The 12,256-nt window shown below is 59.6% G+C and carries 12 protein-coding genes; 8 read left to right on the forward strand and 4 right to left on the reverse strand.

Going from position 1 to position 12,256, the window contains the following annotated elements; all coding sequences use genetic code 11:
• Window positions 1-151: 151 nt before the first annotated feature.
• The 3 genes from WE862_RS17435 to WE862_RS17445 form a co-directional block, all read right to left on the reverse strand.
• Window positions 152-892 carry a YebC/PmpR family DNA-binding transcriptional regulator gene (locus tag WE862_RS17435; protein WP_042031227.1) on the reverse strand — a complete coding sequence of 247 codons (741 nt, stop codon included), beginning with the start codon at window positions 890-892 and terminating at the stop codon, window positions 152-154.
• Window positions 893-993: 101 nt separating this feature from the next.
• A complete protein-coding gene (aspS, locus tag WE862_RS17440; RefSeq protein ID WP_042031229.1) occupies window positions 994-2,760 on the reverse strand; it encodes an aspartate--tRNA ligase in 1,767 nt (588 codons plus the stop codon).
• Between the two features lie 32 nt (window positions 2,761-2,792).
• Window positions 2,793-3,044: an FmdB family zinc ribbon protein gene (locus WE862_RS17445; protein ID WP_005337686.1), complete on the reverse strand. Its 252-nt coding sequence runs from the start codon at window positions 3,042-3,044 to the stop codon at window positions 2,793-2,795.
• Between the two features lie 162 nt (window positions 3,045-3,206).
• Between WE862_RS17445 and WE862_RS17450 the strand changes: the two genes are divergently transcribed.
• The 6 genes from WE862_RS17450 (at window position 3,207) to WE862_RS17475 (ending at window position 9,472) form a co-directional block, all read left to right on the forward strand.
• Window positions 3,207-4,055, forward strand: a complete 849-nt coding sequence (locus WE862_RS17450) for a DUF72 domain-containing protein (RefSeq protein ID WP_042031230.1) — start codon at window positions 3,207-3,209, stop codon at window positions 4,053-4,055.
• Window positions 4,056-4,399: 344 nt separating this feature from the next.
• A complete protein-coding gene (gene cmoA, locus WE862_RS17455; RefSeq protein ID WP_033114322.1) occupies window positions 4,400-5,146 on the forward strand; it encodes a carboxy-S-adenosyl-L-methionine synthase CmoA in 747 nt (248 codons plus the stop codon).
• Window positions 5,143-6,120 (forward strand): tRNA 5-methoxyuridine(34)/uridine 5-oxyacetic acid(34) synthase CmoB, encoded by a 978-nt coding sequence (cmoB, locus tag WE862_RS17460; RefSeq protein WP_042031231.1) that lies wholly within the window; start codon window positions 5,143-5,145, stop codon window positions 6,118-6,120. Before cmoA ends, cmoB begins: the two co-directional genes overlap by 4 nt.
• 52 nt (window positions 6,121-6,172) lie before the next feature.
• Window positions 6,173-6,961, forward strand: a complete 789-nt coding sequence (locus WE862_RS17465; protein WP_033114320.1) for an ATP-dependent zinc protease — start codon at window positions 6,173-6,175, stop codon at window positions 6,959-6,961.
• Window positions 6,962-6,964: 3 nt separating this feature from the next.
• Entirely contained in the window at window positions 6,965-8,503 is a 1,539-nt protein-coding gene (locus WE862_RS17470) for an inactive transglutaminase family protein (protein ID WP_042031232.1), read from the forward strand.
• A gap of 3 nt (window positions 8,504-8,506) precedes the next feature.
• A complete protein-coding gene (locus tag WE862_RS17475) occupies window positions 8,507-9,472 on the forward strand; it encodes an alpha-L-glutamate ligase-like protein (protein ID WP_042031233.1) in 966 nt (321 codons plus the stop codon).
• Window positions 9,473-9,936: 464 nt separating this feature from the next.
• On the opposite strand, the gene WE862_RS17480 is transcribed toward WE862_RS17475, so the two are convergent.
• Window positions 9,937-10,539, reverse strand: coding sequence for a peroxiredoxin C (locus WE862_RS17480; RefSeq protein WP_033114317.1), 603 nt, complete (start codon window positions 10,537-10,539; stop codon window positions 9,937-9,939).
• 145 nt (window positions 10,540-10,684) lie between these two features.
• Between WE862_RS17480 and WE862_RS17485 the strand changes: the two genes are divergently transcribed.
• The gene (locus WE862_RS17485) at window positions 10,685-11,593 is read left to right on the forward strand and encodes a hydrogen peroxide-inducible genes activator (protein WP_042031235.1); all 909 of its coding nucleotides are present in this window, start codon (window positions 10,685-10,687) and stop codon (window positions 11,591-11,593) included.
• A gap of 181 nt (window positions 11,594-11,774) precedes the next feature.
• Window positions 11,775-12,224 (forward strand): C40 family peptidase, encoded by a 450-nt coding sequence (locus WE862_RS17490; RefSeq protein WP_041208586.1) that lies wholly within the window; start codon window positions 11,775-11,777, stop codon window positions 12,222-12,224.
• Window positions 12,225-12,256 lie beyond the last annotated feature (32 nt).

A 12,256-nucleotide genomic window follows, 5' to 3' on the forward strand; every position in this document is an offset into this window, starting at 1 on the left:
GCCTGCCGGAGTGTGATAGCCGGACGTGGAGATGAATGCTGGCCACGAGCTGTTTCACTGATGAAACAAACAAGGTAATGTCTGTTTCACCTTTGCGACAATAAAAAATGGCAGCCATCTGGCTGCCATTGGCAAGAAGTGCGGGGAGCGATTACAGGGTCGCTGCCACTTCGTCGGAGATGGAACCGTTGTGGTACACCTCCTGCACGTCGTCCAGATCTTCCAGCATGTCGATGAGGCGCATCAGCTTGGGCGCGGTCTCGGCATCCAGCTCCGCTTCGGTGGAGGGGATCATGGTCACTTCGGCGCTCTGGGCCTTGAAGCCGGCAGCTTCCAGACCGTCCAGCACGGAGCCGAAATCGTTCGGGGTGGTATACACCTCGATGGTGCCATCCTCTTCGGTCACCACGTCATCGGCACCCGCTTCCAGCGCGGCGTCCATCAGGGCATCTTCGTCCACGCCCACGAAAGTCAGCAGACCTTTCTTGCTGAACAGATAGGCGACGGAACCGTCGGTACCCAGGTTGCCACCGCACTTGCTGAAGGCGTGACGCACTTCGGCTACGGTACGGTTGCGGTTGTCAGTCAGACACTCAACCATGACGGCAGAGCCAGCCGGGCCGTAACCTTCGTATACGATGGTCTCGAGCTGCTCGCCATCGCCACCACCGGCGCCACGCTGAATGGCACGGTTGATGGTGTCGCGGGTCATGTTGTTGGTCAGGGCGGCAGTCACCGCAGCACGCAGACGCGGGTTGTTGGCCGGATCTGCATCACCCAGACGCGCGGAGGTAGTGATTTCGCGGATCAGCTTGGTGAAGATCTTGCCACGCTTGGCATCCTGAGCGGCCTTGCGGTGTTTGATGTTGGCCCATTTACTGTGACCTGCCATAGAGACTCTCCGTTATATTTTTGAAATTTCAGTAACACACGTCATTGCTAACGCAAGGGGAACAGGGAGGCCGCTACGCGACCTCCGGTGCCCGGAAGGGCTTACTCATCACCCTTGACGGTGGTTGCAATCGCCAGCTCGCCCAGTTGGGCGGCGTTGGCAAGGCTGGGGGCGTCGGTCATCAGACAGGCGGCCGCAGTGGTTTTCGGGAAGGCAATGACGTCCCGAATGTTTTCAGTGCCGGTCAGCAGCATGCTGAGACGGTCCAGACCGAAGGCCAGACCGGCGTGCGGCGGGGTACCGTACTTCAGCGCATCCAGCAGGAAGCCGAACTTCAGGCGCTGCTCGGCCGGGGTGATACCCAGGATGTCGAACACGGTGGCCTGCATCTCGCTGTTGTGGATACGGACAGAGCCGCCACCCACTTCGTAACCGTTGATCACCATGTCGTAGGCGTTGGCGTAAGCACCCAGGGGGTTGGCTTTCAGCTGCTCCGGGCTCAGGCCGCTCGGCGCGGTGAAGGGGTGGTGCATGGCAGCCAGACCGCCTTCGCCATCTTCCTCGAACATCGGGAAGTCGATAACCCACAGCGGCTTCCAGCTGTTTTCCAGCAGACCCAGATCGCGGCCCACTTTCAGACGCAGGGCGCCCATGGCATCGCAGACCACTTTCTTGGAGTCGGCACCGAAGAAGATGATGTCGCCGTCGGCCGCGCCGGTACGGGTCAGGATCTCGCGCACGATGGCGTCAGAGAGGAACTTGGCAACCGGAGACTGCACGCCTTCGATACCGTTGGCCGCTTCGTTGACCTTCATCCAGGCCAGGCCCTTGGCACCGTAGATGCCGACAAACTTGGTGTACTCGTCGATCTGCTTGCGAGAGAGCTCGGCACCGCCCGGCACTTTCAGGGCAGCCACGCGGCCTTTCGGATCGTGGGCGGGGCCGGCGAACACAGCGAACTCGACAGCGGTCAGCAGATCGGCCACATCGACCAGCTCCATCGGCAGACGCAGGTCCGGCTTGTCGGAGCCGTAGCGACGCATGGCTTCGTCGAAGGTCATGATCGGGAAGTCGCCCAGATCCACGTTCAGGATGTGCAGCCACAGTTTGCGGATCATCTCTTCCATCACTTCACGCACCTGCGGTGCGGTCATGAAGGAGGTCTCCACGTCGATCTGGGTGAATTCCGGCTGGCGGTCGGCACGCAGGTCTTCGTCACGGAAGCACTTGACGATCTGGTAGTAACGGTCGAAGCCGGACATCATCAGCAACTGCTTGAACAGCTGGGGAGATTGCGGCAGGGCGTAGAACTTGCCCTTGTGCACGCGGCTCGGTACCAGATAGTCACGGGCACCTTCCGGGGTGGCCTTGGTCAGCATCGGGGTCTCGATATCGAGGAAGCCGTGCTCGTCCATGAAGCGGCGTACGAAGGCGCTGGCCTTGGCACGGGTCTTCAGGTACTTGGCCATCTCGGGGCGACGCAGATCCAGGTAGCGATACTTGAGGCTGATCTCTTCGCTGTTGACCTGGTTGAAGTCCAGCGGCAGCGGCTCGGCACGGTTGATGATATTGAGCTCGTGAGCGAACACTTCGATGGCACCGGTGGCCATGTCGCTGTTGCGCTGGGACTCGGGACGGGTGCGCACTACACCTGTCACCTGGATGCAGAACTCGCCGCGCAGCTCGGAGGCCAGGGCGAACGCTTCCGGTTTGTCCGGATCGAAGAACACCTGCACGATCCCTTCGCGATCGCGCATGTCGATAAAGATCAGACCGCCGAGATCACGACGACGATGGACCCAACCGCACAATGTAATGGTCTGCCCGGCATGGGCCTCATTGACCTGTCCGCAATAGATAGAGCGCATGGACTTCTTCCTTCGAAATTGTAGAGAGACGGTTAACCTTGGGCCGCCGGGCACGACTGGCAAGCACCGTCTGTCTCACAGCTGGCCAGATTCTTTTTCTTACCCGGTTTGAAATCAGTCTCGTACCATCCGGTTCCCTTGAGCCGGAAGCCTGCCGCCGATATCAGCTTGACCAGATTCGGCTTGCTACAGGCCGGACAGTCGGTCAGGGGGGCATCGGAAAGCTTTTGCAGTTTTGCCAATTCATGGCCACAGACGTCGCAACGATATTCGTAGATAGGCATGGGTCACAAGAAATTGAAAAACAAAAGGGCTGGCATTATAGAGGAAAACCCCCTTTTGGGTAAAATGGCCAGCAGCCTCCTTTCACCAGTTTTTTGCTCTGGATGGCAAAAAGTGGCAAAAAAAGGGGCCCGAATTCACCAAGATCAGAGAGAGACGTCGCCATGAGCCTCTATTTGGGCCTGCCGCAGTGGTCCCACCCCGCCTGGCCCGGCCAGCTGCTGGGTCTGGGCGCCAAGCCCGCCGAGCACCTAGCCCACTACGCGACCGTCTTCAACTCGGTGGAGGGCAACACCACTTTCTACGCCCTGCCGACCCCCGATACGGTGCAGCGCTGGGCCGATGCGGTGCCTGACCACTTTCGCTTCAACTTCAAGTTTCCACAAACCATCAGCCACCAGAGCGATCTGGTGAGCGCAGAGAAACAGGTTGCCGACTTTATCCACCTGCTTGCGCCGCTCCACGACAAGCTGGGGCTGCTCACCCTGCAACTGCCTGCCCGCTTTGGTTCCGAAGGGTTGCCCCGGCTCGCGGCCTTTATCGAGCGGCTGCCGCGGACGTTTCGCTACGCCCTCGAGGTGCGCCACCCCGACTTCTTCGCCAAGGGGGAGGCTGAACGGGCATTGAACCGGCTGCTGATGGAACAAGGGGTCAACCGGGTGATGCTCGACAGCCGGCCACTCTTCTCGGTACCAGCCACCACAGCGGCCCTGATTGATGCCCAGGGTAAAAAGCCGCGCCTGCCGGTGCATCTGCTGGCCACCGCCAACGCCCCCATGGTGCGCCTGATTGGCCTGCCGGATCCGGCGGCCAACCACCCCTTCCTGCCCAGCTGGATACCCCATTGGCGCCAATGGCTGGCCGAGGGGAAGGATCTTTACCTCTACATCCACACCGCCGACAACGCCCAAGCCCCCGAACTGGCCCGCCAAGTAAGCCGTCTGCTGGGGCAAGAGATGGCCCCCTGGCCGGGGGAAAACGATCGCGCGCGGCAGGGAGTGCTGCCCTTTTAACCAGTGGCACAAGCAACCCTCGCAGAGCCTCGAAAACGCAGTAAAAAAAGGGCGATTTTTGTGGTTTGGCGGGGCCCGGCGTCAAGACAAATGGCCGTCAATCCTCTACACTAGCGCCCCATGCAAGGAGCCCTGTCACCGTTACTGTTAATCAGTGGTAACAAATGACTCGGCTCCGGATAAGGGTCCGGAGATGACCCCTACGAACAGGACCGGTCACCAGGAGCTCATGACCGGCCACCCCGTTCGTAAACAGGTGATGAGCCACCCCCAGACGGGTGCCACCCAACGATTCAATTGAACAAAGCAGTCGGCCGATATGCCGGCTGTCAGGTTGCGCCAGCATGCATACCAAAGATCAAATATTTGCCGCCCCCATCGCCCGTTTGGGTGATTTCTGTTTTGACGAACAGGTCGTCGATGTCTTTCCCGACATGATCCAGCGCTCGGTGCCGGGTTACAGCAACATCATCTCAGCCATCGGCATGATGGCCGCCCGCTACGCCCAACCCGAGAGTCGACTCTATGACCTCGGCTGTTCGCTGGGCGCCGCCACTCAGGCGATGCGCCGCCATATCAGCCAGCCCGGTTGCCGCATCACGGCGGTGGATCTCTCCCACCCCATGATCGAGCGCGCCCGTGCCCACCTCTCCGGTTTCAAATCCGAGGTGCCGGTGGAGCTGGTGGAGGCGGATATCTGCGACATCGAGATTGAGAACGCCTCCGTCGTGGTGCTCAACTTCACCCTGCAGTTTGTCGAGCCCGAGAAACGGGCTGCCCTGATCCAGCGCATTCACGACGGTTTGCGCCCGGGCGGGATCCTGATCCTGAGCGAGAAGTTCCGCTTCGAGGACGAGCCGGTCAACGAGCTGCTCATCGACCTGCACCTCGACTTCAAGCGCGCCAACGGTTATAGCGAGCTGGAGATCAGCCAGAAGCGCACCGCCCTCGAGAACGTGATGCGCACCGACAGCTTGCCGGTGCATCAGGCGCGCCTGCGCGACGCCGGTTTCGTCCATCAGGATCTCTGGTTCCAGTGCTTCAACTTCGGCTCCATGATTGCCATCAAATCCAGCGACGCCCAGCCATGATCGACTTTGCCAACTTCTATCAACTGATCGCCAAGAACCGGCTGAGCCACTGGCTGCATACCCTGCCCGCCCAGCTGCACGCCTGGCAACACGACAACCAGCACGGCGATCTGCCGCGCTGGAACCGCGCCCTCAACAAGCTGCCGGCCGTCGCCCCCGACCACGTCGAGCTGAAAAGCCGGGTCGAAATAGGCTCGGCCGAGAGCCTGGGTGAAGGGGAGCGCAAGAAGGTCGAGAGCCTGCTGCGCCACTTCATGCCCTGGCGCAAGGGGCCGTTCACCGTGCACGGCATCCATATCGACACCGAGTGGCGCTCCGACTGGAAGTGGGATCGGGTATTGCCCCATATCAGCCCGCTCGAAGGCCGCTACGTGCTGGATGTGGGCTGCGGCAGCGGCTATCACCTCTGGCGCATGGTGGGTGAAGGGGCCAAGCTCGCGGTCGGCATCGATCCGAGCCCGCTGTTCCTCTGCCAGTTCGAGGCGATTCGCCACTTCGCCGGCAACGACCAGCGTGCCCACCTGCTGCCGCTCGGGATTCAGGAGCTGCCGGAGCTGCGGGCGTTTGACACCGTCTTCTCCATGGGGGTGCTCTATCACCGCAAATCCCCCATCGAGCACATCGAGCAGCTGCGCAACCAGCTCAAGGATGATGGCGAGCTGGTGCTGGAGACGCTGGTGATTGACGGCGGTGTCAATGATGTGCTGATGCCCACCGACCGCTACGGCAAGATGCGCAACGTCTGGTTTATTCCATCCAGCGCCGCCCTCAAACTGTGGGTCGAGCGTTGCGGCTTCACCGATGTGCGGATTGTCGATGAAAATATGACCAGCACGGACGAACAGCGTCGTACCGACTGGATGATTAATGAATCCCTGAGTGATTATCTGGACCCAGACAATACGGCACTCACTGTAGAAGGACATCCGGCACCGAAACGTGCCGTACTGATTGCCAGAAAGGCCAAAGACTAGCCGATGGCGGCTGTGGAAGTTACACTGACCCAATTCCAGGAAGCACAGTTAAATGAATGACATGAAAAGCAAATTAAAAGGAATGACCCTGCTCTCCCTGCTCAGTCTCGGCGGGTGTGTCAATATGGAAAAAGCGCCCCAGGTTCCTGCACTGACACTGGCCGAGTTGCGTAGCGAGCTGAGCCAGAGCGAGCAGCGCCTGCAAACATCCATGGAGCAGCAACAGAAGCAGTATGTGCAGCAACAGCACCTGCTGGTTCAGCTCAATACAGATGTCACCAATATGAAAGAGTCCGTCAAACAAGTAGATCACAAGATCGCCGCCCTTCCCTCCGAGCCGCCCAAGCCGATGGCGGTACCAGCCGAGAAGTGCCCGGTGCCCAATCAGGGTCACACCATCGATGGCAAGCTGATGGTGGGTGAAGCGGAGTGGATCTGGGTCGATGCCGCCAACGACGCTTTCCAGGCGCGGGTCGACACCGGTGCCACCACCTCCTCCATCAGCGCTCAGGAGATCACCATTTTCGAGCGCAACGGCAAAAACTGGGTTCGCTTCCTGCTGAGCCATCAGGACGCCGACGACAAGATCCAGATCGAAGCCCCGCTGGTACGCCACGTGCGGGTACGTCAGGCCTCTGCCGACGATCTCGACCGCCGTCCCGTGGTCCGTCTGACCGTGCGCATCGGCGACATGACCGAGAAGGCCGAATTTACCCTGAAAGATCGTAGCGACATGGCCTTCCCCGTGCTGCTGGGTCGTGAATTCCTGAAAGATATCGCTGTGGTCGATGTGGCCCGCGAATATATCCAACCAAAACCCAAGCTCAAGGATGTGAAATAATCCATGGTTTCCCGTAAGCCGTTCTATTTGCTGGTAGCCCTGCTGTACATTGTCGGCCTGGGGATGACGATCTATCACCACATCGCGTTGGACGTTCCGCTCACGCCCGGTGAAAAGCGCCAGATCTGGTCTATCGAAGCCAAGCTGGAGTTTGAAGCCACCGGTGAGCCGGTGATCGCCTCCCTGGCCATTCCGGGTACCCAGCCCGGCTTTACCCTGATGAACGAAAACGCCGCCAGCCCCGGCTACGGCCTCTCCTTCGTCGAGAAGGATGGCGATGCACGCGCCGAGTGGTCGATCCGCACCGCCTCCGGCCGTCAGGAGCTCTACTACCGCGTCGACATGATGGCGGATGCGCACGCCAAGCCGGCTGCCAACCCGCAGCCGCCCGCCATCGAAAAGCAGATCGAGAGCGAGCCCTACGCCACCGCCATGAAGCAGATCCTGGAACGCGCTCAGGAGCGCTCTGCCGACGGCTACACCCTGACTCGCGAGATCATCAAGGAGATCGAGAAGCAGGAGCAGAACGCCGAGCTGCTGAAAAAGCACAAGAGCCGCGCCAACCTGATCGCCGAGCTGCTCAACAATGCTGACGTACCGGCCCGCGTCGTCCACGCCCTGAGCCTGGAAGATGGTCGCCGTCGTCAGGAGCTGGTCGATTACCTGCAGGTGTTCAACAGCCCGACCGACTACAAGCTGTTCAACCCCCAGACCGGCGAACAGGGCCGTCCTGGCAACCTGCTGCTGTGGGAATACAACTCCGGCTCACTGCTGGATGTGACTGGCGGCCACAACTCCAAGGTAAGCTTCTCGATGATCGAGCAGGAGCAACCGGTGAGCGTGGCGCTGGCCCAGAAGTTTGAAAAATCGGAGATGATGAACTTCTCCATCCACAGCCTGCCGCTGGAAGAGCAGACCCTGTTCAAGGGCTTGCTGCTGATCCCCATCGGCGTGCTGATGGTGGTATTCCTGCGGGTCATCGTCGGGATCAAGACCTCCGGTACCTTTATGCCGGTGCTGATCGCGGTCGCCTTTATCCAGACCCAGCTGATCACCGGTCTGGTGGGCTTCCTGCTTATCGTCGGCACCGGTCTGGTGATCCGCTCCTACCTGTCGCGGCTCAACTTGCTGCTGGTCGCGCGGATATCGGCCATCATCATCATGGTTATCTCGTTGATCGGGGTCTTCTCGGCGTTCGCCTTCAAGCTGGGGCTGACCGACGGCATGAAGATCACCTTCTTCCCGATGATCATCCTCTCCTGGACCATCGAACGGATGTCCATCCTGTGGGAAGAAGAGGGCCCGAAAGAGGTATTCCGCCAGGGTGGCGGCTCCCTGCTGGTGGCGGTCATCGCCTATCTGGCCATGGATAACGAGCTCATTCGTCACCTCACCTTCAACTTCCTCGGCCTGCAGCTGGTGCTGATGGCGACCGTGCTGTTGATGGGTAACTACACCGGCTACAAGCTGAGCGAACTCAAGCGCTTCAAGCCGCTGGTAGACGAGATGCGTTCCGGTGCCACCCCGGGTAAGGACAAGTAACAGATGTGGTTCTGGGAAAAGTACACCACCCCGTGGAGCCTGTCGCAGGCAGGCATCCTCGGCATGAACAAGCGAAACCACTCCTATATCAGCCGCTACAATCCGCGCAGCCTCTATCCGCTGGTGGATGACAAGCTGCAGACCAAGCGTATTGCGCTCGATGCGGGCGTGACGGTGCCGGAATTGATCGGCACCATCCGCGCCCAGCACGACGTGGGTCGCATTACCGAGCTGGTCAAGGAGTGGCCGGGCTTCTGCATCAAGCCTGCGCGCGGCTCCGGCGGCAAGGGGATCCTGGTGATCCTCCGTCAGGAAGATGGCCTCTTCTACAAACCCAACGGCAGTGCCAGCAACGGTCAGGATCTGGAGCGCCATGTCTCCAACATTCTGGCGGGGCTCTATTCGCTGGGAGGCAAGCCAGACGTGGCGCTGGTCGAAGGCCTCATCAACTTCGATGACGTGTTCGACGGCTACTCGTTTGAAGGGGTACCCGATGCACGGGTGATCATCTTCAAGGGCTTCCCGGTGATGGCGATGATGCGCCTCTCCACCTCAGCCTCCGATGGCAAGGCCAACCTGCACCAGGGTGCAGTAGGTGTCGGGCTCTGCCTGCGTACCGGTCGTGCCCTGCGGGCGGTGCAGTTTGGCAATCCGCTGCGCCACCATCCGGATACCGGCCTCGATCTTTATGAGCTCAAGGTGCCCCACTGGGATACCCTGCTGACGCTGGCCGCCTCCTGCTACGAGATGTCGGGTCTGGGCTATATCGGTACCGACATGGTGCTCGACAAGTTCCGCGGCCCCATGCTGCTGGAACTCAACGCCCGCCCGGGTCTGGCCATTCAAATCGCCAACGGCCGTGGTCTGGTGCCCAACCTCAAGACCATCGAGAAGCTGGGTCAGGTGAAGATGAACGTGGAGCAGCGGGTCAACTTCGCCAAGGAGCACTTCGGGGTCTTTGACGAATAGCCGCTAATGCCCGCAAACAAGCGCGCCCATGGCGCGCTTTTTTTATCCTTCGCATTTCTCTGCGGGCAAACCCACTGCGCACCGCTCAACTCTCGCAGCCATGCCACTTGCCCAGAGCCTGTCAGCCATCCTTTTGCTGATAAGGGCCAACACGGCGCTTCACTAGCGCCTATCCCGGCGACTCTGCTGCCCCCTCCCGGACTCATATTGTTGCAAATTAAGATGGGAAATCTTGAGATCCGTTGCGTAGGTGAAACAATTTCAGTGCCAGATAGCGGCCCGACGCGCCATGACCTGCTGGCAAACTGCGTCCGATCGCTTGCCCGACCCAATCATCCCGGGCCCCTGCCATGGCAATGAGCAAGACCTGCATGACCTTGCGCTATGAACATCGGAGCAATGAATTGCTGATATAAAAAAACCGGTGCCTTGGCACCGGTTTTTCAAGCAGAGAGCTAACTCTATTACAGGGAGTCAGCGTTCTCGGACAGGTACTTGGCAACGCCGTCCGGAGAGGCTTGCATACCTTTTTTGCCTTTTTCCCACTGAGCCGGGCACACTTCGCCGTGCTCTTCGTGGAACTGCAGGGCGTCGACCATGCGCAGCATTTCGTCGATGTTGCGGCCCAGCGGCAGATCGTTGACAACCTGGTGACGAACAACACCGTTCTTGTCGATCAGGAAGGAGCCACGGAAAGCAACACCGGCTTCCGGATGCTCAACGTCGTAGGCTTTGCAGATTTCGTGCTTGACGTCGGCGATCAGCGGGTACTTGACCTGACCGATACCACCATCTTCCACTTTGGTGTTGCGCCATGCGTTGTGGGAGAACTGGGAATCGATGGAAACACCGATCACTTCCACGCCACGCTTCTGGAACTCTTCATAACGGTGGTCGAAGGCAATCAGCTCGGACGGGCAAACGAAGGTGAAATCGAGCGGATAGAAGAAGACAACGGCAGCTTTGCCTTTGATGTGGGATGACAGGGTGAAAGTGTCAACAATCTCACCATTACCCAGAACAGCTGCAGCGGTAAAATCGGGTGCGGGACGGCCTACCAATACCATATTCAATTCCTCTTTATGTGAAGTGAACAATCCAGTCAGGATTGGGCTACCTAGAGCCAAGTCCGTCTAATTCAAGCGACAAACTATATACCCGGTGGTAGATTAGTAAATCAAATTAAATAGATAGCATTAATCGGGTTTTTCTATGCAACGTTGGCCCAGCCTCAAACAGCTGCAATATCTGGTTGCTCTCGACGAGCACAAAAACTTCAATCGCGCCGCCAAGGCCTGTCATGTCAGTCAATCGACCCTGAGTACCGGGATCCAGACGCTGGAGGACATGATGAACCTGCAACTGGTGGAGCGTGACCACAAGAGCTTCATTATGACCCCGGTCGGCATGGAAATCGTCGAGCGAGCTCGCAATTTGCTCTCCGATGCGCGGGATCTGATGGAACTTGGCCTCAATCAGGGTGGGGTGATGCAGGGCACAGTGCGCCTCGGCTGCATCCCCACCATTGCCCCCTTCCTCCTGAGCAAGCTGCTCAAAGAGTGCAGCAAGGCCTATCCTGACCTCGAATTGTTGCTGCGGGAAGACACCACCAGCAATCTGCTCAAACAACTTGAGCAGGGGCAGCTCGATCTGCTGATCCTTGCCCTGCCCATCGAGATTGGCGGCTTTCACTGCAAGACGGTCGGTCAGGACCCCTTCCACATGGTGATGCCCGCCAGCATGGCGGCCGGTCTGCACACCCCGTTCGACTACAAGGAGCTGCCCAACCAGAGCATCTTCCTGCTGGAGCGGGAGCACTGCCTGACCGAGCATGCGGTGAGCGCCTGCCGACTGCGGGACAAGAGCAAGATCAACCCGTTCGCCGCCACCAGCCTGCACACCCTGGTGCAGATGGTGGAGGCGGGTCTTGGCACCACCTTCCTGCCCCAGATGGCCATCGATGCCGGTATTCTCGACAACTCCGATCTGGTGGCCATCCCGCTGCCCGGCGAACACCCCTATCGCGAGATCGGGCTGGTGTGGCGCCCCAGCACTACCCGGGTGCAGACCTTCTACAAGCTGGCCGAGCTGCTCAAACCGCTGATCAGCCCAGCCTCCTGATCTGTGACGCCAGACCCCAAGCGCCAGCCACCGTGCTGGCGTTTTTTTGCAACAAAACGACCATTTTTGTCACATGTAGCTAGGTATCTGACCAATACCTTGTTTATGATGGAAAAGTTGTCGTGCCGAACGTGTCCTGTCGCACCTGTTTTGCCACGTTTGTTCTGGAGAATGTGCCCCGATGTACCGTCCGTTGCTGCTCATCCTGCTGACCCTGCTGCTGGCCGCCTGTTCCAGTACGCCTGAGCCACCGCCGGCCCCGCGCCAGAGCAGCGCCTTCGACGGCTTCTATCAGCAGTGGCGAGGGGTGCCCTACCGGATGGGCGGCACCAGCCGCGCCGGGCTCGACTGCTCTGCCTTCACCCAGCTCGCCTACAACCAGGTGCTGGGGGTCAACCTGCCAAGAACCACCGAATCCCAGGCCAATATCGGCCAACCCGTCGATCGCTACCGGCTGCAGCACGGCGATCTGGTCTTCTTCAAGACCGGCTGGCAGCAGTATCACGTGGGTGTCTACACCGGTGCCGGGGAGTTTATCCACGCCTCCACCAGCAAGGGGGTGATCCGCTCGCGGCTCGACAATGTCTACTGGAACAGCCGCTACTGGCAGGCACGCCGCCTCACTCAATAATTTTCCAGCCATACAGCCCGTAACAGACCAGA

Origin of the sequence: Aeromonas jandaei (assembly GCF_037890695.1) — a bacterium.
Classification (GTDB): Bacteria; Pseudomonadota; Gammaproteobacteria; order Enterobacterales; family Aeromonadaceae; genus Aeromonas; species Aeromonas jandaei.

What these genes read in the sequence shown, in the direction of transcription:
- WE862_RS17435 (WP_042031227.1), bottom strand. Translation starts at nt 892, where the DNA reads ATGGCAGGTCACAGTAAATGGGCCAACATCAAACACCGCAAGGCCGCT.
- WE862_RS17485 (WP_042031235.1), top strand. Translation starts at nt 10,685, where the DNA reads ATGCAACGTTGGCCCAGCCTCAAACAGCTGCAATATCTGGTTGCTCTC.
- cmoA (WP_033114322.1), top strand. Translation starts at nt 4,400, where the DNA reads ATGCATACCAAAGATCAAATATTTGCCGCCCCCATCGCCCGTTTGGGT.
- WE862_RS17490 (WP_041208586.1), top strand. Translation starts at nt 11,775, where the DNA reads ATGTACCGTCCGTTGCTGCTCATCCTGCTGACCCTGCTGCTGGCCGCC.
- aspS (WP_042031229.1), bottom strand. Translation starts at nt 2,760, where the DNA reads ATGCGCTCTATCTATTGCGGACAGGTCAATGAGGCCCATGCCGGGCAG.
- WE862_RS17475 (WP_042031233.1), top strand. Translation starts at nt 8,507, where the DNA reads ATGTGGTTCTGGGAAAAGTACACCACCCCGTGGAGCCTGTCGCAGGCA.
- WE862_RS17465 (WP_033114320.1), top strand. Translation starts at nt 6,173, where the DNA reads ATGAATGACATGAAAAGCAAATTAAAAGGAATGACCCTGCTCTCCCTG.
- WE862_RS17480 (WP_033114317.1), bottom strand. Translation starts at nt 10,539, where the DNA reads ATGGTATTGGTAGGCCGTCCCGCACCCGATTTTACCGCTGCAGCTGTT.
- WE862_RS17470 (WP_042031232.1), top strand. Translation starts at nt 6,965, where the DNA reads ATGGTTTCCCGTAAGCCGTTCTATTTGCTGGTAGCCCTGCTGTACATT.
- WE862_RS17445 (WP_005337686.1), bottom strand. Translation starts at nt 3,044, where the DNA reads ATGCCTATCTACGAATATCGTTGCGACGTCTGTGGCCATGAATTGGCA.
- cmoB (WP_042031231.1), top strand. Translation starts at nt 5,143, where the DNA reads ATGATCGACTTTGCCAACTTCTATCAACTGATCGCCAAGAACCGGCTG.
- WE862_RS17450 (WP_042031230.1), top strand. Translation starts at nt 3,207, where the DNA reads ATGAGCCTCTATTTGGGCCTGCCGCAGTGGTCCCACCCCGCCTGGCCC.